The organism is Paenisporosarcina macmurdoensis (assembly GCF_042658845.1).
In the GTDB taxonomy this organism is placed as follows: Bacteria; Bacillota; Bacilli; order Bacillales_A; family Planococcaceae; genus Paenisporosarcina; species Paenisporosarcina macmurdoensis.
Map to the genome: position 1 here is coordinate 551,148 of NZ_JBHSRI010000002.1, position 22,045 is coordinate 573,192.

Genomic DNA, 22,045 nt, shown 5'->3' on the forward strand with positions numbered 1-22,045 from the left:
TGCGAATGCTATGAGGAGCTTTTAAATTATGAAACAAAGTCTTACATTTATCCCTACACTTCGTGAAACTCCAGCTGATGCCGACGTTAAGTCGCACCAGCTGCTCCTTCGCGCAGGATTTATTCGCCAAAATACAAGTGGTATCTATTCATTCTTACCTCTAGGTAAACGCGTTCTTTCAAAGGTTGAAAACATTGTTCGTGAAGAAATGGATGCTATAAACGGTGTTGAAGTCTTAATGCCTGCTATGCAACAAGCGGAACTATGGCAAGAAACTGGACGTTGGTACTCATATGGTCCTGAATTAATGCGTCTTAAAGATCGCCACAATCGTGAATTTGCATTAGGTGCTACTCATGAAGAAGTGATTACTTCTTTACTACGTGATGAAATCAAGTCATATAAAAAGTTGCCATTAACTTTGTACCAAATCCAAACTAAATTCAGAGACGAAAAGCGTCCTCGTTTTGGATTGCTTCGTGGTCGTGAATTCCTTATGAAGGATGCTTATTCATTCCACGCAACTCGTGAAAGTTTAGATCAGACATATGATGATATGGTACAAGCATATACAAATATTTTCTCTCGTTTAGGATTGAATTTCCGAGCAGTTATTGCAGATTCAGGAGCTATCGGAGGGAAAGATACGCATGAATTTATGGTACTTTCTGAAATAGGCGAAGATACGATTGCTTATTCAGATGCATCAGACTTTGCGGCCAATATTGAAATGGCTGAAGTAAAAGCTTCTTATGAACTGTCAACTGAAGAAATGGTAGCAGTAGAGAAAGTAGCGACACCAGACCAAAAAACAATTGAACAAGTTTCTGTATTCTTAAACAAAGACGCTAATCAAGTTATCAAAACGTTAGTGTTTAAAGTAGATGAAGAATTAGTCATTGTTTTGGCACGTGGAGATCATGAAATCAATGATATTAAAGTGAAAAATGCACTGCAAGCAAAAGTAGTAGAGTTTGCTACTGAAGAAGAGGTTCAACAATTGTTAAACTGTGAAGTCGGTTCTCTCGGTCCAGTCAATATTCCAACTGGAATTAAAGTAATCGCAGATCATGCGGTTGCGGCAATTCGCAACGGGATTTGTGGAGCGAACGAAGCTGGTTTCCATTTAGTGAATGTGAATGCAGAACGCGATTTTACTGTCGATCAATTTGAAGACTTACGTTTTATTATGGAGGGTGATTCTTCTCCAGATGGAAACGGGACAATCGTTTTTGCTAAGGGGATTGAAGTGGGGCACGTCTTTAAACTTGGGACAACTTACTCTGAACCAATGAACGGGACTTTCTTAGATGATAATGGTCGTTCGAAGCCTTATATCATGGGTTGTTATGGAATTGGTGTTTCTCGAGTAATGGCTGCAGTTGCTGAACAGTTCCAAGACGAAAAAGGTTTTATTTGGCCAAGTGCTGTATCGCCATATGATGTACATTTAGTGCCAATCAATACAAAAGATGAAGCGCAAGTTACACTTGCAGATGATTTATATAAAGTAATAAAAGAAAATCGCTTTGATGTTTTATACGACGATCGTGCAGAACGAGCAGGAGTTAAATTTGCAGATTCTGATTTAATTGGTTTACCAATCCGCATTACAGTCGGTAAAAAAGCAATAGAAGGTTTAGTTGAAGTGAAAATACGAAAAACTGGCGAAGTATTTGAATGGAAAAAAGAAGAGGTGCTAGACCATCTTCAATCTTTCTTTTCGTCAATAAACGATTAATCAAAAGGAAGACCTTGAAATCGGGTCTTCCTTTCTTTTTCTTATGATAGAGGGGAGGCACAGCGTATGACAATCGAACAAGATGCGAAAAGACGATTACAATTATTATTACAGCAGTTAGAACTGACTGCAGATGAATACATGATTCATTTTGAATCTGCATCTTTGAATCGTATGACGGTACATAAGAAAGAACGTGTATGGCGCTTTACAATTCAAGTTGAGCAACTCCTTCCTTTTAATATGTTTCAGTTGTTTCATATGCGCTTACGTGAAAAGTTTGCAGGGATTGCAGATATTAAATTATCGATTACATGCATGGAGCCACAAGTGGAAGCAGAAACAATCTCTGCGTATTGGCCGTTTATTTTGCAAGAAATTGACGATATGTCACCACCACTTAGAGATCGATTACAGTCACAGGTTCCAACGTACAATGGGCAAACGGTCCATTTTACTTGTACTCAGGAAATTGAGTTTCGTACATTTAAGAATAAATATGCCTCTAAAATTTCAGATATTTATGCCTCGTACGGTTTTCCGATATTGCCGGTTGATTTTAAATTAACCGAGGAAAAAGAAGAATTGGCAGAAGCACAACTAGCTTTCATGAAGCAACGAAAGTTAGAAGAAGACGAACTTGGCAAAAAAGCATTAGCAGATATGCAAAAACGCGATACTGATCGTCAAAATAATCCAGGCGCAACACTAAATGGTCCTTTCCAATTGGGTACTCCGATTAAAGCGAATGAGCCTATTCTTGAGATTAAACAAATCCAAGATGAAGAACGTCGTATCACAATAGAAGGTTTTGTCTTTGATGTTGAAGTGAAAGAATTACGAAGTGGTCGTTCTCTATTAACAGTCAAAGTAACGGACTATACGGACTCAATTCTTGTTAAGATGTTTTCCCGTGATAAAGAAGATGCTGAAATCATGGGCTTACTGAAAAAAGGGACTTGGTTAAAAGTCAGAGGTTCAGTACAAAATGATACCTTTGTCCGTGATTTAATTGTGATGGCACAAGATATCATGGAGATCAAAGTAGATTCAAGAAAAGATACTGCTCCTGAGGATGAAAAACGCATTGAACTACATTTACACACACCAATGAGTCAAATGGATGCAGTGTCGTCAGTAGATGCGTTAGTATCGCAAGCAGCAAAATGGGGTCATCCTGCGGTCGCTATTACTGATCATGCCGTTGTTCAATCGTTTCCAGATGCTTATGCAGCAGGGAAAAAATATGGCATAAAAATCATTTATGGCTTAGAAATTTATATGGTGAATGATGGCGTACCTATTGTGTATGAAGAAGAACATCGGGCATTAGCTGATGCCACATATGTGGTATTTGACGTTGAAACCACAGGCCTGTCAGCTGTCTATAACAGCATTATCGAGCTAGCAGCTGTGAAAATAAAAAATGGGCAAGTCATAGACAAATTCGAGAGTTTTTCAAATCCTCATCATGCGTTATCTGCCACAACTATTAATTTAACTGGCATTACAGATGATATGGTCAAAAATGCACCAGAAATTGAAGACGTGATTAAACGTTTCCATGACTGGATTGGTGACAGTATATTAGTGGCTCACAATGCATCATTCGATATGGGCTTTTTATATGTAGGATATAAAAAATGTGGGCTTGAAAAAACCATTCATCCAGTTATTGATACATTAGAGTTGTCTCGTTTTTTACACCCTGAAATGAAGAACCATCGTTTAAACACCATGGCTAAGAAATTCAATATTGACCTGACACAACATCACCGTGCTATATATGACGCTGAAGCAACAGGCGATTTACTATTAAACTTGTTAAAAGAAGCCGAAGAAAAAGGCATACACTATCACGATGAATTTAATCATCAAACAGGGAACGGAGATTCATACAAAAGAGCACGTCCATCTCATTGTACGCTCCTTGCTACGGATGAAACGGGTCTGAAAAACTTATTTAAGTTAGTATCTTCTTCCCATATGAATACATTTTTCCGCGTACCACGTATACCAAAATCCGTCTTAGTGAAGCATCGTAAAGGGCTGTTAATTGGATCGGGATGTGATAAAGGGGAAGTATTTGAAGGGTTGATGCAAAAGTCTCCTGAAGAAGTTGAAGATATTGCGAAGTTTTATGATTACTTAGAAATTCACCCAAAAGAAGTGTATGCACATTTAATTGAAATGGAACTTGTTAGAGATGAATGGAATCTTGAAGATATTATTCGTAAGATGATAAAACTTGGTAAAAAAGTTGACCTTCCTGTTGTTGCCACTGGAAATGTTCATTATGTGAATGAGAATGATGCGATTTTTAGACAAATCCTCATTGGTGGTCAAGGTGGAGCCAATCCATTAAACCGTCACAAATTACCGAAAGTTCATTTCCGCACAACAAATGAAATGTTAGATGCTTTTGCCTTTTTAGGTGAAGAAACAGCGAAACAAATCGTAGTGGAGAATAGCCATAAAATATCAGCTAGAATAGAAGAAATTAAACCAATAAAAGATGATTTATATACACCGAAGATTGAAGGGTCAGACGAAGAAGTTCGCTTGTTGAGCTATAATATGGCAAAACAAATTTATGGAGAAACAATTCCTGAAATAGTAGAAGCTCGTATGGAGAAAGAATTGAAGTCGATTATTGGCCATGGTTTTGCCGTAATCTATTTGATATCTCACAAATTGGTGAAGAAATCGTTAGACGATGGTTATTTAGTAGGATCGCGTGGTTCGGTAGGTTCCTCACTCATCGCAACACTAATGGAGATTACAGAAGTAAATCCTTTGCCTCCACATTATATATGTCCGCTATGTCAACACGCAGAATTCTTTGATGATGGATCGGTTAGTTCAGGATTTGATTTGCCAAACAAAGTCTGTGTTAAATGTGAAACACCTTACAAAAAAGATGGTCAAGATATTCCTTTCGAAACGTTCCTAGGCTTCAAAGGAGATAAGGTACCGGATATTGACTTAAACTTTAGTGGTGAATATCAATCAAAAGCACATAATCATACGAAAATTTTATTTGGCGAAGACAATGTATATCGAGCAGGTACGATTGGTACAGTTGCTGATAAAACGGCGTATGGCTATGTGCGTGGGTATGCGAATGATCATAACTTAACGATCCGAGGTGCGGAAATTGATCGACTAGTTCAAGGGTGTACCGGTGTTAAACGGTCTACTGGACAACATCCAGGTGGAATTATCGTTGTGCCTGACTATATGGATATTTTCGATTTCTCGCCTATACAGTTCCCAGCTGACGCACAAGACTCTGAATGGAAAACCACTCACTTCGATTTCCATTCCATTCACGATAATTTATTGAAATTGGATATTCTGGGACACGATGATCCAACAGTAATCCGGATGTTACAAGATTTATCAGGAATTGATCCAAAAACGATTCCAATTGATGATCCTGAGGTCATGAAAATTTATTCTGGAACAGAATCGCTTGGAGTATCACAAGAACAAATCGGTTGTAAAACTGGAACTTTAGGAATTCCCGAGTTTGGTACGCGTTTCGTAAGACAAATGCTAGAAGAAACGAAACCTTCGACATTTTCGGAGCTTGTTCAAATCTCTGGTCTATCTCATGGGACTGACGTTTGGTTAGGAAATGCACAAGAACTGATCCAAAATGGCACATGTCAGTTATCAGATGTAATTGGTTGTCGAGATGATATTATGGTTTATTTAATTTATCAAGGCCTTGAACCGTCACTTGCATTTAAAATTATGGAATCTGTTCGTAAAGGGAAGGGATTAACACCTGAATTTGAAGCGGATATGCGTACAAACGGAGTTCCTGTCTGGTATATCGATTCATGTAAGAAGATTAAATACATGTTCCCGAAAGCCCATGCAGCTGCTTACGTGTTAATGGCTGTTCGTATCGCGTATTTCAAAGTGCATTTCCCGATATTGTACTATGCAGCTTATTTTACTGTTCGAGCGTCAGACTTTGATTTACACGCGATGACAAAAGGCTCAGCTTCCATCCGTGCGAAAACAGATGAAATCAATGCTAAAGGCCTTGATGCCGCTCCTAAAGAAAAAAGCTTACTAACCGTACTTGAAATTGCACTAGAAATGTGTGAACGTGGTTATCACATTAAAAAAGTGGATCTATATGAATCAAAAGCAGATGAATTTGTTATTGATGGCATGGGATTGATTCCACCTTTCAATGCAATTCCAGGTTTAGGAACTAACGTTGCGAAAGCAATTGTCGAAGCACGTAAAAATGGTGAGTTCTTGTCTAAAGAAGATTTAGGTCAACGTGGACGTGTTTCAAAAACATTACTTGAATACATGACTACACTCGGTTGTTTGGAAGGAATGCCGGATGCCAACCAATTGTCTCTGTTCTAGGCAAGATTTGCACTGAAAGCTATCGTATGGTATCATTTGTATAACAAGTTGTTGATAGATTTACGGCAAAAGAGTGGGATTTCCCGCTCTTTTCTGTTTGTTATGTCGAAAATAAGTCGCTTCGGGAGGCATGTATGAGCAATATATTAATCGAAGTAGAAAAGCTTGTAACGCCCATAGTTCAAGAATTAAAGTTAGAACTCTTCGATTTAGAATTCGTAAGAGAAGGTAGAAATTGGTTTTTACGTATTTATGTAGATACACCTCAAGGTGGTATTGACATTGAACAGTGTGCACTTGTAAGTGAGCGCGTAAGTGAAGTGTTAGATGCTAAAGATCCAATTGAACAAAACTACTTTTTAGAAGTTTCTTCACCTGGGGCTGAACGTCCATTGAAAAAAGAACGTGATTACCTTCGAGCAATCGGTCAATTGATATTCGTAAAAACATATGAGCCTATAGATGGTTCGAAAGAGTTCCAAGGAATTTTAACGGCTTATAGTGAGCAAGGTCTAGAAATGGAATATCGAATAAAAACCAGAAAAATTAAAGTTCAACTTGCACATGAGAAAATTGCTTTGGCACGTTTAGCAATCAATTTCTCTGCATAATGTGAATGTAGGAGTGAAGAAAAATGGCAAAGGCTAAGGCTAAGTCAAAGTCAAAAGCAAAGGCAAATGCAAATGAATTGCTAGATGCTTTATTGGCTCTTGAAAAGCAAAAAGGAATTCCGCGCGAAGTTTTGATTGAAGCGATTGAGGCAGCGCTTGTAACTGCATATAAACGCAATTTTAATCAAGCACAAAATGTCCGTGTTGATTTAAATCTTGATAACGGTACGATGTTAGTATTTTCACGTAAAGATGTAATGGAAGAAGTACTTGACAGTCGTCTACATATTTCATTGGAAGATGCTAAACAAGTAAATCCAGCGTTCGAACTTGGAGACATTGTGGAGCAAGAAGTGACGCCTAGAGACTTTGGACGTATCGCTGCTCAAACAGCTAAACAAGTTGTTACACAACGTGTTCGTGAAGCAGAACGTGGCATGATATATGAAGAGTACGTTGACCGTGAAGAAGACATTGTCAATGGAATCGTTGAACGTTTAGACGCTCGTAATATTTATGTAGGACTTGGAAAAGTAGAAGCGGTATTGCCTGTGAATGAACAAATTCTAACGGAAACATACCGTCCTCACGAACGTATAAAAGTCTATATTACGAAAGTAGAACGTTCAACTCGTGGACCACAAGTATTTGTGTCTCGCACACATCCAGGATTACTTCGTCGCTTGTTTGAAATGGAAGTACCTGAAATTTATGATGGCATCGTAGAAATTAAATCTATCGCACGTGAAGCGGGCGATCGTTCAAAAATTTCTGTTGTTGCACATAACCAAGACGTTGATCCAGTCGGTTCTTGCGTTGGAGCAAAAGGGTCACGTGTGCAAACCATCGTTAATGAATTAAATGGCGAAAAAATTGATATAGTCGAGTGGTCTGAAGATCCAGTAATCTTTGTTGCCAATGCACTTAGCCCTTCTAAAGTGTTAGATGTGCAAATTCATGAAGATGAAAAATCAACGACGGTAGTAGTTCCAGATTATCAATTATCATTAGCCATTGGTAAACGTGGTCAAAATGCCCGTTTAGCTGCTAAGTTAACAGGGTGGAAAATTGATATTAAGAGCGAAACAGATGCTCGCGAACTTGGTATTTATCCATCTCAAGCTTCTGAAAGCTTTAACCATGTAGATGAAGAATACGAAGAAAATAACGATGAAAATTACGATTTATACAAAGAAGAAGAATAAACGAAGAGGGTGAATTTTGATGTCTAGTCAAAAGAAAATACCTTTACGAAAATGCGTTGCGACGGGCGAAATGTTTCCGAAAAAAGAAATGATTCGTATTGTTCGCTCAAAAGAAGGCGAAGTTTCGGTTGACTTAACTGGTAAAAAGTCAGGTCGAGGAGCATATGTTTCTAAAACCAAACAAGCAGTTGAAATTGCAAAAAAACGCAAAAGCCTAGATAACCAATTAGAAGCAAAAATACCAGAGAGCATTTTTGATGAATTGTTAACTGTGATTGAAAGAGAGCAACTCAAATGAAACAAAAGCAACAAATTTTACAACTTCTCGGTTTAGCTGTAAGTGCAAGAATGTTAACTTCTGGTGAAGAATTAGTCGTAAAAGTTATTCGTAATAGCCAAGCGAAGATAGTAATTATCTCATCAGATGCTTCTGCTAACACGATGAAAAAAATTCAAGATAAATGTAAGTCTTACAACGTTGAGTTACATGTTTTCGGTGATCGTACAGATCTCGGACATGCTACAGGAAAAGATGCCCGCGTGGTACTCGCAGTAACCGATCAAGGTTTTGCGAAAAAACTTTCCGAACTACTTAACGAATTTAATCGGGGGTGAGCTAATGACCAAATTACGAGTTCATGAATACGCAAAACAAATTAATAAAACTAGTAAAGAAGTTATAGAGCAATTAGGTAAGTTAGATGTGCAAGTGACGAATCATATGTCTACTTTAGAAGGAGACGCTGTTACTAAATTAGACTCTGTCTATAAAAAAACGTCTACTTCAGCTCCAAAACCTGCATCAACAACAAATGTCAATCGTCCACAAGGCGATCGTCCACAAGGTTCGGGTTATCAAGGCAATCGTCCGCAAAGCGATCGTCCACAAACTAATCGTCCACAAGGATCAGGTTCTCAAGGTACTCGCCCACAGGGGTCAAGTACACAAGGTAGTCGTCCACAAGGATCTGGTTACCAAGGAAACCGTCCACAAGGTAGCGGTTCTCAAGGTAGCAGTTCACAAGGTACTCGCCCACAAGGTTCTGGATACCAAGGAAATCGTCCACAAGGTAGTGGAACTGGTACTCAAGGAAATCGTCCACAAGGTAGTGGTTATCAAGGAAACCGCCCACAAGCCGATCGTACTCAATCAACTGGACCAAAAGCGCCAGTTGGGCAAAGCCGTGGCGTAGCTAGTACTACGACACCATCAAGAGATAAACAAAAACCAGTTACAGCACCAACTGCTGGTGAAGGTCGTAAGCAAGAACAAGGTGACCAGGCTAAAACGAAGAATTTCGGTCCAAACCGTGCACCGGGTTCAAGCTTTAACCCTCGTGCTGGAGGCGGAAATCACCGTCCTGGAACTGGTAATCGCGCTGGAGGCAGAAACAAAGGAAAACAAAATCGTCAACCAGTAGCGCCACCAGTACCAAGAAAAGAAAAAGAATTGCCAGAAAAAATCACATTCTATGAATCATTGACAGTTGCAGAACTGGCGAAAAAATTAGGTAGAGAGCCATCTGAAATCATTAAAAAATTATTTTTACTTGGTGTAATGTCAACAATTAACCAAGAGTTAGATAAAGATGCGATCGAATTGATTTGTACAGACTACGGCGTTGAAGTAGAAGAAGAAATTCGTGTTGATATTTCTGATTTAGAAGGATATTTCGAAGATGAAGAAGAAAAACCTGGAGTTCAACTAGAACGTCCACCAGTTGTTACGATTATGGGTCACGTTGACCATGGTAAAACAACGCTTCTTGATTCAATTCGTAAAACTAAAGTAACTGCTGGCGAAGCTGGCGGAATTACTCAACATATTGGTGCTTACCAAGTTGTAGAAAACGGCAAAAAAATCACATTCTTAGACACACCTGGTCACGCAGCCTTTACAACAATGCGTGCTCGTGGAGCTAAAGTGACAGATATTACGATTTTGGTTGTTGCTGCTGATGATGGTGTTATGCCTCAAACAATTGAAGCAATTAACCATGCAAAAGCTGCAGATGTGCCAATCATCGTAGCTGTGAACAAAATGGATAAACCATCTGCTAATCCTGAACGTGTTATGCAAGAATTAACTGAACACGGATTAGTATCTGAAGAATGGGGCGGAGAAACAATCTTTGCACCTATATCTGCCTTAAAAGGTGAGGGTATCGATAACTTATTAGAAATGATTCTTCTGGTTTCAGAAGTAGCAGAGCTAAAAGCAGATACTAGACGTCGTGCTATTGGTACAGTAATTGAAGCACAACTTGACAAAGGTCGTGGTTCTGTTGCAACACTTCTAGTACAAGATGGAACACTTAAAGTTGGAGATCCAATCGTAGTCGGTCATACGTATGGTCGTGTCCGTGCGATGGTCAACGATTTAGGTCGTCGAGTGAAAGAAGCAGGTCCAAGTATGCCTGTTGAAATTACTGGATTAAATGATGTGCCACAAGCTGGAGATCGTTTCGTAGTCTTTGAAGACGAGAAAACAGCTCGTCAAGTTGGAGAGTCTCGTGCATCTACAGCTCTACAAGCACAACGTTCAGAAAAAACTCGTGTAACTCTTGATAACTTATTTGACCAAATGAAACAAGGTGAAATGAAAGAGTTAAACCTTATTGTTAAAGCTGACGTTCAAGGTGCTGTAGAAGCTATGGCAGCTTCTCTAATGAAGCTTGAAGTTGAAGGCGTAAATGTGCGTATTATTCATACGGGTGCTGGTGCAATTACAGAATCTGATATTTCACTTGCTGCAGCTTCAAATGCAATTGTTATTGGGTTCAATGTACGACCAGATACTAACGCAAAACGTGCAGCAGAAGCTGAAGGCGTAGACATTCGTTTACACCGCATTATCTATAAAGTAATTGAAGAAATAGAAGCTGCAATGACTGGGTTACTTGATCCTGAGTTCCAAGAAAAAATCATTGGTCAAGCTGAAGTACGTGAAACATTTAAAGTTACGAAAATCGGAACAATTGCTGGAAGTTATGTAACTGAAGGTAAAATTGCCCGAGATAGTGGCGTACGTGTCATACGTGACAGCATTGTCGTATTTGAAGGCGTATTAGATTCACTTAAACGTTTCAAAGACGATGCAAAAGAAGTTGCAAAAGGGTATGAATGTGGGATAACTGTGAAAAACTATCATGATGTCAAAGAAGGCGACATTATTGAATCATTCGTAATGGAAGAGATCAAACGCAAATGATTTCGTATGCGGAGTGTGAATTCATCATTCCGACGTCCCATTCGTTAAAAGAGAAGCGCGCTGTTCTGCAGCGCATGCTTACTCGAACGAAGCAAAAGTTTAATATATCGATTTCTGAAATAGACCATCAAGATAAATGGCAAAGGACGCGTATTGCGATTGTTTGTGTCGCTTCTTCAAGCGATGCAAGTGACCGTGAACTCACCCACGCAATTAATTACTTGGAGTCTAATCCAGAGTGGGAAAGAACGGAAATGATCCGTGAACATTTATAGATAGAACAGAGGTGAAGCCATCATGGCGAATCGCTCAAATCGAGTAGCAGAACAAATGAAAAAAGAATTAGGCGAAATTATCGCTCGTAAACTAAAAGACCCGCGTATTGGGTTTGTCACAGTAACAGATGTAGAAGTTACTGGTGATTTACAACAAGCAACTGTCTTTATTACCGTTCTCGGTGACGATAAAAAACGTCGCGAAACGTTAAAAGGTTTAGTGCAAGCTAAAGGATTTATCCGTACCGAAATTGGTCAAAGAATTCGATTACGTAAGACACCAGAACTTATGTTTGAACTTGACAAGTCTTTCGATTACGGGAATAAAATCGATAACTTACTTAGACAAATCAAGACTGAAGAAGTTGAGATTGAAGAAGTCGATACTGATTTAGTTGAGGTTGAAGAAATCGAAACTGAAGAAGTTGAGATTAAAAAAATCAAAACTGAAGAAGTTGAATAACCAAAAGAAGTCTGCGAAACTTAGTTTTAGCAGGCTTCTTTACTATTTACAAATTACATAATACGTATAAAGGAGTGGGACCGAATGCAAAACGGCATTCTTCCGCTATGGAAAGAAAAAGGGATGACGTCCCACGATTGCGTCTTTAAACTACGTAAAATTTTAAAAATGAAACGCATCGGCCATACAGGAACTCTGGATCCGAGTGTTGAAGGAGTCCTCCCTATTTGTTTAGGGGAATCGACTAAAGTAGCGGAGTACCTAACAAACGCAGGAAAAATTTATGAAGCTGAAGTGACGATAGGAGCATCCACTACGACAGAAGATGCAGATGGAGAAGTTGTAGATTACAACGATGCTCAAAAACAATTCAGTCGTCAGGATATTCTCTTAGCATTAGCACAATTAACGGGGACTATCGAACAAACTCCACCTATGTACTCAGCCGTAAAAGTTAATGGGAAAAAACTTTACGAATATGCAAGAGCTGGAATCACTGTTGATAGACCATCGAGACAAGTAAACATTTACGAATTATCTCTACTAAGTGAAGAATCTATGTTTTCGGGTGAACGTGTATCGTTTAGAATTCGGGTATCGTGTAGCAAAGGAACCTATATTCGTACACTTGCTGTTCAGATTGGCGAGAAGCTTGGATTTCCTGCGCATATGTCGCAATTAGTTCGCACAGCTTCCGGTACATTTAAAGCAAACAGTTGCTTCACGCTAAAACAAGTACAAGATTTAGTGGACCAAAATGTATTAGAAGAAAATTTATTTGATTTAGATTACGCACTCGAAGACATGCCGAAATTTGAAGTACCTAGTGATTTTGAAAAAGCGATTCAAAATGGACAAGTACTAGATACCATTGAAGCGCTGCATTCACATGAACGAATTGTCTTTACAAGAAACGGGCAAGCAGTTGCCGTCTATGTGAAGCATCCATCAAAAGAAGGTAAGATGAAACCTGAAAAAATGTTTAATCGACTACCTAAAGAGGGGGATGCGGAATGAACACCATACACTTATCCTATCCACATCACTTAAGTGATTCTACAATTACTGGGCCATTTTCTTTAGCGATTGGATTTTTTGATGGTGTTCATATGGGCCATCGAGAAGTCATTGGACATGCGAAAAGAGTAGCAGAAAATCAAGGATTAAAATTAGCTGTCATGACTTTTGATCCTCATCCTTCAATCGTCCTTGGAAAAAGAAATGAAAAAGTATTTTATATTACACCACTAGACCAAAAACTAGAATTGCTTCAATCCATGGGTGTAGACACGACGTTCGTTGTTCGATTTACATCTGACTTTGCGCAGTTATCACCAGCAAATTTTGTTGATACATTTATTCGCCAACTGAATGTTAAGCATGTAACTGCTGGTTTCGATTTCACTTTTGGTGCATTTGGAAAAGGAAATATGGACATCATGGAAAGTTTAGCCCAAGATGATTTTAATGTTTCAGTTGTTGAAAAAAAATCGGCTGACAGTGAAAAAATTAGTTCAACTCGTATCCGACAAGCATTAACGGTTGGTGACATGGAAAAAGTTCTTGAATTGCTCGGTAGACCTTTTCAAATTCCAGGAATCGTTGTCCATGGAGACAAGAGGGGTCGCACAATCGGTTTCCCAACCGCTAATATTCAAGCAAAAGAAGGATCGTATATCCCCGCTACTGGTGTCTATGCTGTCAGAATGTTAGTACAAGACGAATGGGTGGATGGCGTTTGCAATGTGGGGTATAAACCCACGTTTAAAAACCCTGAAGAAAAAAAACTGACAATTGAAGTTCATTTGTTTCAATTTGATAAGAACATTTATGGAGAAGAAGTCTTTGTTGATTGGTATCATCATATTAGAGATGAACGTAAATTTGATGGCATTGAATCGTTAAAAATTCAAATCGAGAAAGACAAACAAACAGCAATGACGTTTCTTCAAAAGTCTAATTAAGAGTTGCAAAGAACAATTGAATGTGCTAATATTTCTATGTGCATAGAGATATGCCTAACCGTTGCTCGGCAGTGCGAATCACCAACGCTTGCTCGGTAATTGGGGATATTATGAGAGTATTGGAGGTGAACCGGATGGCAATTACACAAGAACGTAAAAATGAACTTATCGCTGAGTATCGTACTCATGAAAGCGACACTGGTTCTGCAGACATTCAAATCGCTGTGTTAACAGAAGATATTAACAACTTGAACGATCATTTACGTACACACAAGAAAGATCATCACTCACGTCGTGGTCTATTCAAAATGGTAGGTCGTCGTCGTAACTTGTTAAAATACTTACGTGAAAACGAAGTATCACGTTACCGTGACTTGATCGCTAAACTTGGTTTACGTCGATAAGATGCATTTTAGTGAAAGCGGGATTCGTCCCGCTTTTTCTTTATGTTCAAAAAGATTTTCTGTAAAAAACCACTCTCAATGACAAATTTATAATTTATCGCATGATATACGCTTTTTTGATACACTACTAATGATACATACAACTAAATTTCACAGTATTTTCAGTACGAGAGGAGTTCAATAAATGACAGAAAAACAAATTTTTCATTTCGAATGGGCAGGTCGTCCATTATCAGTAGAAGTAGGCAAATATGCAAAACAAGCAAACGGTGCTGTTATGGTCCGTTACGGAGATTCTACAGTCCTTTCAACAGCAACAGCTTCAAAACATCCGAAGCCACTAGATTTCTTCCCACTTACATGTAATTATGAAGAGCGTCTTTACGCTGCAGGGAAAATTCCAGGTGGGTTCATTAAACGTGAAGGACGTCCATCAGAAAACGCAGTTCTAACTAGTCGTTTAATTGACCGTCCAATCCGTCCGTTGTTCCCAGATGGTTTCCGCAATGAAGTACAAGTAATTTCTATCGTTATGTCTGTAGACCAAGATTGTACTTCTGAAATGGCTGCAATGTTAGGTTCTTCATTAGCATTATCAGTTTCGGATATTCCTTTCGATGGCCCAATTGCAGGCGTACAAGTAGGATTAATTGATGATCAATTCATCATTAACCCAACACAAGCTCAAATGGCAGTAAGCACGATTGATCTAATTGTTGCTGGAACAAAAGATGCGATTAACATGGTAGAAGCAGGTGCTCTTGAAGTAACTGAAGAAGTGATGTTAGAAGCAATTATGTTCGGTCACGATAATATCAAAGAATTAATCGCTTTCCAAGAAAAAGTTGTCGCGGCAATGGGCAAACCAAAAACAGACATCAAACTGTATGAACTTGATGCTGACATTTCTGCTGACATTAAAGCGATGTGCGAAACTAAATTAAACAGCGCGATTCAAGTGTATGAAAAACATGCACGCGAAGTAGCGATAAATGAAGTTAAAGATGAAGTAATTGCGACTTACGTTGAACGTGAAGCAGATGATGCAACACTTAAACAAGTTCGTCAAATTTTAGATAAAATGGTGAAAGAAGAAGTTCGCCGTTTAATTACTGAAGATAAAGTCCGTCCAGATGGTCGTAAATTAGACGAAATCCGTCCATTATCATCTGAAACTGGTGTCTTACCTCGAACTCACGGTTCAGGATTGTTTACTCGTGGACAAACTCAAGCACTAAGTATTGCTACTTTAGGTGCATTAGGCGATGTTCAAATCATTGATGGTATAGGACTTGAAGAATCTAAACGTTTCATGCATCACTATAATTTCCCACAATTCAGTGTAGGGGAAACAGGTCCACTTCGTGGTCCAGGTCGTCGTGAAATCGGTCATGGTGCTTTAGGAGAGCGTGCATTAAAAGCAGTACTACCTGACGAAAAAGAATTCCCATATACAATTCGCGTAGTTTCTGAAGTACTTGAATCGAACGGTTCAACTTCTCAAGCAAGTATTTGTGCAGCGACACTTGCCATGATGGATGCAGGTGTTCCAATAAAAGCACCGGTTGCGGGTATTGCGATGGGTCTTATCAAACGCGGTGATAACTATTCAGTTCTTTCGGACATTCAAGGAATGGAAGATCACTTAGGCGATATGGACTTTAAAGTTGCAGGTACTGCTAAAGGTGTTACTGCACTTCAAATGGATATTAAAATCGATGGCTTATCACGTAGCATTTTAGAAGAAGCATTGACACAAGCAAAAATTGGTCGTATGCATATTTTAGAAAGCATGATGGCTACAATTTCTGAACCACGCACGAAATTGTCTAAGTTTGCTCCGAAAATTGTTATGGTGAAAATTAACCCTGATAAGATTCGCGACGTAATTGGACCGGGTGGTAAACAAATTAATAAAATCATTGATGAAACAGGAGTTAAAATTGATACTGAGCAAGATGGATCAATTTATATCTCTTCTATTGATGAAGACATGATTGCACGTGCAAAAGAAATTATTGAAAACATTGTACGGGTTGCTGTTGTTGGCGAATACTTCATGGGTAAAGTGAAACGTATCGAAAAATTCGGTGCTTTTGTAGAAATCTTTACAGGCAAAGATGGACTTCTGCATATATCTGAAATTCAAGAAGAACGCACAAAAGCAGTAGAAGACGTACTGAAACTTGATGACGAATTAAAAGTTAAAGTTATTGAAATCGATAACCAAGGCCGTGTCAACTTATCACGAAAAATCGTCGTAAAAGAAGAAAAAGAAGCAAAAGAAGCAGCTGAAAACACACAAGCTGAATAATACACAATGAAAAAAGGTTGCCAACTGCTCTTAGATGGCAACCTTTTTTTTGAAGTATGGGGGTTAATTTACTATGTTACAAAAAAGAACAAGTCAAAACGGTGTGCGAATCGTCTATGAACATATCCCACACGTGCGCTCAGTCGCTGTTGGAGTATGGGTTGATGTTGGATCGAGACATGAAACACCTGAAGAAAATGGCTTAACTCATTTCATTGAACATATGCTTTTTAAAGGAACAGCAACTAGAACAGCACGTCAAATTGCTGAAGAATTTGATCGCATTGGTGGTTATGTCAATGCATTTACATCAAAAGAACAAACATGCTACTACGCGAAAGTATTAGATCATCATGCGAAGCATGCAATTTCAGTTTTGGCAGATATGTTTTTCCATTCTCAATTCGATGAACAAGAATTAGATAAAGAGCGTCAAGTAGTATTAGAAGAAATCTTAATGGTCGAAGATACGCCAGACGATGATGTCCACGAACAACTATGGAACGTGATGTATCCGAATCAACCACTAGGTGCTTCTATTTTAGGAACAAAAGCATCGCTGGAAACGTTCAATAAAGATTCCATCCATCAATTTATGGAGCATCACTACAGACCTGAACATATAGTTATTTCAGTAGCTGGAAATATTCCTGATGGCTTAATTGACTACATCGACTCGTTATTTGGCCAATTTGGATCTAGTACAAAACTTCCGGACCGTCACTCTATGGATCTTCCGGTATTTAATTCAGGCGAATCACTGAAGTCTCGCGAAACAGAACAAGGTCATATCTGTTTAGGGTATCCAGGACTAAGTGTTAAAGACAAACATATTTATGATTTAGTCGTTATGAATAACATCTTAGGTGGCAATATGTCATCTCGACTATTCCAAGAAGTACGTGAAGAAAAGGCATTAGCCTACTCGATTTACTCTTACCACTCTTCTAACGTAGATTCTGGATCTGTCGCCATTTATGGAGGAACTTCGAGTAACCAATTGCAAGAACTCAAAGAAACCATCCATGAAACGATTCAAAAAGTGGTAGATGAAGGTGTCACAGAAACAGAAGTAGATAATGCAAAAGAACAATTAAAAGGCAACTTAATGCTCGGTTTAGAAAGCACCAATGCCCGAATGAATCGGAATGGTAAAAATGAACTTATTTTTAAAGAACACAAAACGTATGATGAAGTGTTACAGTCAATAGATGAAGTACACATTCATCAAGTGCAAAAACTAATAACTAATATTTTTGCACATCAACCAGCCATTTCAATCATCACTCCCAAAAAAGACAATCCACTGTGATTGTCTTTTTTTCGTGGTAATTTCAGATGTACCACTCATGTATCGCGGAGCTTTGAATATATCGTGAGTGGTCAGTGCTATATCGTGACTGGTCGTTATTATATCGTGACTAGATGAAATATATCGTGAATAGTCGTTGATATATCGTGACTAGATGAAGTACATCGTGAGTGGTCGTTGTTATATCGTGACTAGATGAAGTACATCGTGAGTGGTCGTTGATATATCGTGACTAGGCGATAATATAACGTGACTAGTCACAGTTATATCAAGACTAGTTGAAGGCAACTCGACTTGATAGCAACAGAGCAACTTTTGTATGCGACGTTTTAAGAGTGTTGCTTTCAATTCCTCAAACACGTCCCATTTCCAAGGTAACTTAATCAATCAGATCCTTTGCGAAGCCATATCCAAAGTATTGAGCTATGCAACTTAGCGGAAAGGTATCTATTTAAGTACTTTTAAATGGTTTTGTTTTCGCTTCGCTACTGTTTGAAAGAAGAAGTAATTCCCTGACTAGTTAAATTGGCATAATACGCTCTCTAAGTGTTCCATTAGAATGAATACATTCTAATGGAAGTAAAGGAAGGTAATCGAAGTAAAAAACAGCAGGAAAAGGCCGAAATATCATCTTCGGCCGAACATCTCCATAAAAGAAACCAACAATTCCTTCGTAAACCAAACGATAAAAACTGTGCACTTTCAGGTTGCAAGGGAGCGAAGGACGCACACCAGCCGTAAAATGAACTGAGAAAAGAGGGTTGGGTGAAGTGACGAAGTCACAAGCCCAACTCTTTACTCCCTAGATCATGGTACAGCAAGTAAAGCGCCCGAAGCTCCCTAAAAACCTGTCTTCCTAACTGAATGCAACAAGGTTTTATTTTGTAGATAAAGCTCTCACTTCTTGTAAGTATTTCTCAAGATGCTAAGTTGTCTTGAAAATTAAAACAGCAGAATGAGGACGAAATATCATCTTCGGCCGAACATCTCCATAAAAGAAACCAACAATTCCTTAGTAAACCAAACGATCAAACTAAGCATGTTCAGATTGCAAGGGAGCGAAGGACGCACACCAGCCGTAAGATGAACTGAAAAAAGAGGGTTGGTCGAGTGACGCAGTCACAAGCCCAACTCTTTACTCCCTAGATCATGGTACAGCAGGTAAAGCGCCTGAAGCTCCCTGAAAATCTGTCTTCCAAACTGAATGCACTTAACATTACCTCATTTAGCAGTTTCTCAACATGTGCAAGTTTGTTTTTCAAGTTTCTAGCTAAAGTAGCACTTTCCGTTTTTCAGTGAACATGTGATTCTTTCTTTGCATATATTTAAGGAGATGAACATGGAGGAGGAGTCATATGTTGCTATCAGAAATGGCAGTGAAAGAATTAATTCAAATTGAAGATGGCAAACGTTTTGGATTACTTGCAGATACTGAATTGCTTTTTGAACCAACCAGTGGGAAAATCATTGGATTTCTAGTATTAAAAGAACAAGGAAATCGACCATTTAAAACCAAATCAACACAAAAAAACGTCTATATCGCTTGGGAAGATATCATCCTCATCGGTGAAGATCGCATTCTCTTCACAAAAACATCACATCTACATTCGGACCAAACAATATGACGAATCTAAAATGGTGCGTCATTGGTACAGATCCACGAATGGAAAAACTCGCAATTTTATTAAAAAATTTAAATGTTCAAGTATTATTTCTACAAACAAAAGCATGGAGCTACCAAGTGGAAAGAGATTTAATGTCATTCGAACCAGATATCCTAGTGTTGCCAATTCAACCACTAGAAATAGTAACAGACACAATTGGATTGGATTACTTTGAAAACGTCCAAAAATGTTTTGTTGGAAAGTTATCTCCAGAATGGACACGCTTTTTTGAAGCAAGTGAAATCGACATTGAACGATATCTTGAAAACGAACAATTTATTTGGTTAAACGCAAAATTAACTGCCGAAGGATTTATTGCGGCATATTATTTAGAAGAGCACGAAACAGTAGCAGGCAAACATTTCATGATTTCTGGGTTTGGGCGCGTGGCGAAATTATTAGCCACGCAGCTCAAGCGTATGGATGCACACCCACAAATCGTTGTGAGATCTCCAGTCCAATTAGCCGAAGCACAAGCAATGGGATATGAGGTAAAGAAACTAGAACATGGCATTTCATGTGAGAAGTCCATATTTATTAACACCATACCTGCAAAATGGCTAACAGCAGACTATCACTCGCTATTAACGACATGCCAAAGGTTTTATGATGTTGCATCTTCTCCAGGGTGTTTAGCGCTGGAAGGAGACTTTTCACATACCTATAGACTCTATACGTCTCTACCTGGTCAGTTTTTAAAAGAGGACGCGGCTAAGCTGCTGTTTAAGTGTGTAACAGAGTCAGTACAACATCTAAAAGGAGGAACGTTGTGTTACAAGGAAAGCGAATAGGGTTTGGCATCACTGCATCACATTGTACGTATGAGGAAGTGGTGCCTAAAATCACAGTGTTAAGAGAACAGGGTGCCATTGTTGTGCCTGTTGTGTCGCATTCCGTTTTAGTAGCTGCTACGCGCTTCGGTACGGGGGACGAATGGGTAAGGAAAATCGAAGAAGCGGCTGGGGCAAAAGTAATTTCTACAATTGCTGATGCAGAGCCCCTAGGTCCTAAAACCCCACTCGATTGCATGGTTATTGCACCGATGACGGGCAATTCAATCAGTCGCTTTGCGAATGCGGCTACGGATTCACCTGTACTGATGGCTGCCAAAGCAACGATGAGAACAGGTAAACCTGTAGTCCTTGGCATTTCCACCAATGATGCTCTTGGGTTAAATGGCGTAAATGTCATGAGATTGTTAAATGCTAAACATATTTATTTTATTCCTTTTGGTCAAGATGATCCGTTTAAAAAACCAAACTCCCTTATCTCCGATTTTAACCTGATAGTACCAACGATTGTTCAAGCACTTGCGCATCAACAACTTCAACCTTTGTTAATCCAACACAAGTAGTCGGATTAATTTTCATGCACAATTACGCAATTTTATGATACAATACCGACATTATGACCAATTAGTTGGCTAGAGGGAGTGAGTGTCATGTCAAAGTTTTACACAGTTGCTGTTGTCGGTGCGACCGGTGCAGTAGGCGAGAAAATGATGGAACAACTTGAGAAACGAAATTTTCCAATCCAGCATATAAAATTTTTAGCATCTAAACGTTCAGCTGGAAAAACAATTGAATTTAAAGGTCAAACCTATACAATTGAAGAAGCAACTCCTGAAGCATTCGATGGTGTTGAAATTGCCCTATTTAGTGCGGGGGGTTCAGTTTCCAAAATTCTAGCTCCAGAAGCTGCAAAGCGAGGATCAATCGTAATTGATAATACGAGTGCTTTTCGTATGGTAGACGATATTCCGCTTGTAGTACCAGAAGTAAATCCACAAGATCTTAAATTACACTCGGGAATTATTGCAAATCCAAATTGCTCTACGATTCAAATGGTGTGTGCTCTTCAACCAATAAAAGAAGCATTCGGTTTAAATAAAGTCATCGTTTCTACGTACCAAGCTGTATCTGGTGCTGGAGCGGATGCAATTAATGAGCTAAAAGATCAAAGTCGTACATTTGGTGATACGAAGAATGCAGAAGCACAAGTATTGCCAGTTAAAAGTGCAAATACCCATTATCCAATAGCGTTCAATGTCATTCCTCAAATCGATATTTTTGATGACAATGGCTATACGTTAGAAGAAATGAAAATGATTAATGAAACAAAGAAAATACTACACATGCCTAATCTTTCAGTTGCAGCAACATGCGTGCGATTACCAGTCGTTTCTGGTCACTCTGAATCTGTTTTTATTGAAGTGGATAAAGATGGTATCAGCGTGTCTGATATGCGTGCTGTTTTAGAATCGGCTAAAGGAATTAAAGTGCTGGATAATCCTGCAAAGCAAGAGTACCCAATGCCTTTGTTTGCAGAAGGAGAAGACGAAGTATTTGTAGGACGTATTCGCAAAGATTTATCAAATGATAGAGGTTTCCATATGTGGATTGTGTCAGACAATTTATTAAAAGGCGCAGCACTAAATTCAATTCAAATTGCAGAAGCTATGATTGAAGAAGGTATCATTTAAAAGG

The 22,045-nt window shown here is 38.8% G+C and carries 18 protein-coding genes; all 18 read left to right on the plus strand.

Annotation, left to right across the window (positions count from 1 at the left end):
• Window positions 1-28: 28 nt before the first annotated feature.
• Window positions 29-1,741, plus strand: a complete 1,713-nt coding sequence (locus tag ACFPYN_RS02560; RefSeq protein WP_377732340.1) for a proline--tRNA ligase — start codon at window positions 29-31, stop codon at window positions 1,739-1,741.
• 66 nt (window positions 1,742-1,807) lie between these two features.
• On the plus strand, window positions 1,808-6,136 hold the full coding sequence (locus ACFPYN_RS02565; RefSeq protein WP_377732341.1) for a PolC-type DNA polymerase III: 4,329 nt from the start codon (window positions 1,808-1,810) through the stop codon (window positions 6,134-6,136).
• A gap of 134 nt (window positions 6,137-6,270) precedes the next feature.
• Window positions 6,271-6,747, plus strand: coding sequence for a ribosome maturation factor RimP (gene rimP, locus ACFPYN_RS02570; protein WP_377732342.1), 477 nt, complete (start codon window positions 6,271-6,273; stop codon window positions 6,745-6,747).
• Window positions 6,748-6,770: 23 nt separating this feature from the next.
• Window positions 6,771-7,952: a transcription termination factor NusA gene (nusA, locus tag ACFPYN_RS02575; RefSeq protein WP_377732343.1), complete on the plus strand. Its 1,182-nt coding sequence runs from the start codon at window positions 6,771-6,773 to the stop codon at window positions 7,950-7,952.
• 19 nt (window positions 7,953-7,971) lie between these two features.
• Window positions 7,972-8,250 carry an RNase P modulator RnpM gene (gene rnpM, locus ACFPYN_RS02580; protein ID WP_377732344.1) on the plus strand — a complete coding sequence of 93 codons (279 nt, stop codon included), beginning with the start codon at window positions 7,972-7,974 and terminating at the stop codon, window positions 8,248-8,250.
• Entirely contained in the window at window positions 8,247-8,567 is a 321-nt protein-coding gene (locus ACFPYN_RS02585; RefSeq protein WP_377732345.1) for a YlxQ family RNA-binding protein, read from the plus strand. The genes rnpM and ACFPYN_RS02585 overlap by 4 nt, the downstream gene beginning before the upstream one ends.
• 4 nt (window positions 8,568-8,571) lie before the next feature.
• Window positions 8,572-11,163 carry a translation initiation factor IF-2 gene (gene infB, locus ACFPYN_RS02590; protein WP_377732346.1) on the plus strand — a complete coding sequence of 864 codons (2,592 nt, stop codon included), beginning with the start codon at window positions 8,572-8,574 and terminating at the stop codon, window positions 11,161-11,163.
• Window positions 11,160-11,438 (plus strand): DUF503 domain-containing protein, encoded by a 279-nt coding sequence (locus tag ACFPYN_RS02595; RefSeq protein WP_377732347.1) that lies wholly within the window; start codon window positions 11,160-11,162, stop codon window positions 11,436-11,438. Before infB ends, ACFPYN_RS02595 begins: the two co-directional genes overlap by 4 nt.
• Window positions 11,439-11,460: 22 nt before the next feature.
• On the plus strand, window positions 11,461-11,901 hold the full coding sequence (gene rbfA / locus ACFPYN_RS02600) for a 30S ribosome-binding factor RbfA (RefSeq protein WP_377732349.1): 441 nt from the start codon (window positions 11,461-11,463) through the stop codon (window positions 11,899-11,901).
• A gap of 84 nt (window positions 11,902-11,985) precedes the next feature.
• Window positions 11,986-12,918, plus strand: coding sequence for a tRNA pseudouridine(55) synthase TruB (gene truB, locus ACFPYN_RS02605; protein WP_377732351.1), 933 nt, complete (start codon window positions 11,986-11,988; stop codon window positions 12,916-12,918).
• The gene (ribF, locus tag ACFPYN_RS02610; protein WP_377732353.1) at window positions 12,915-13,865 is read left to right on the plus strand and encodes a riboflavin biosynthesis protein RibF; all 951 of its coding nucleotides are present in this window, start codon (window positions 12,915-12,917) and stop codon (window positions 13,863-13,865) included. Before truB ends, ribF begins: the two co-directional genes overlap by 4 nt.
• Window positions 13,866-13,999: 134 nt before the next feature.
• Entirely contained in the window at window positions 14,000-14,269 is a 270-nt protein-coding gene (gene rpsO / locus ACFPYN_RS02615) for a 30S ribosomal protein S15 (protein WP_377732354.1), read from the plus strand.
• A gap of 184 nt (window positions 14,270-14,453) precedes the next feature.
• Window positions 14,454-16,583: a polyribonucleotide nucleotidyltransferase gene (gene pnp / locus ACFPYN_RS02620; protein ID WP_377732356.1), complete on the plus strand. Its 2,130-nt coding sequence runs from the start codon at window positions 14,454-14,456 to the stop codon at window positions 16,581-16,583.
• A 73-nt stretch (window positions 16,584-16,656) separates the two neighbouring features.
• A complete protein-coding gene (locus ACFPYN_RS02625) occupies window positions 16,657-17,895 on the plus strand; it encodes a M16 family metallopeptidase (RefSeq protein ID WP_377732357.1) in 1,239 nt (412 codons plus the stop codon).
• A gap of 1,355 nt (window positions 17,896-19,250) precedes the next feature.
• Complete coding sequence (locus ACFPYN_RS02630; RefSeq protein WP_377732359.1) at window positions 19,251-19,520, plus strand: YlmC/YmxH family sporulation protein; 270 nt, start codon at window positions 19,251-19,253, stop codon at window positions 19,518-19,520.
• The gene (locus ACFPYN_RS02635) at window positions 19,517-20,350 is read left to right on the plus strand and encodes a hypothetical protein (RefSeq protein WP_377732360.1); all 834 of its coding nucleotides are present in this window, start codon (window positions 19,517-19,519) and stop codon (window positions 20,348-20,350) included. The genes ACFPYN_RS02630 and ACFPYN_RS02635 overlap by 4 nt, the downstream gene beginning before the upstream one ends.
• A complete protein-coding gene (locus ACFPYN_RS02640; RefSeq protein ID WP_377732361.1) occupies window positions 20,329-20,913 on the plus strand; it encodes a dipicolinate synthase subunit B in 585 nt (194 codons plus the stop codon). Before ACFPYN_RS02635 ends, ACFPYN_RS02640 begins: the two co-directional genes overlap by 22 nt.
• Before the next feature lie 87 nt (window positions 20,914-21,000).
• Window positions 21,001-22,041, plus strand: a complete 1,041-nt coding sequence (locus tag ACFPYN_RS02645; RefSeq protein ID WP_377732362.1) for an aspartate-semialdehyde dehydrogenase — start codon at window positions 21,001-21,003, stop codon at window positions 22,039-22,041.
• The last annotated feature ends 4 nt before the right edge of the window (window positions 22,042-22,045 follow it).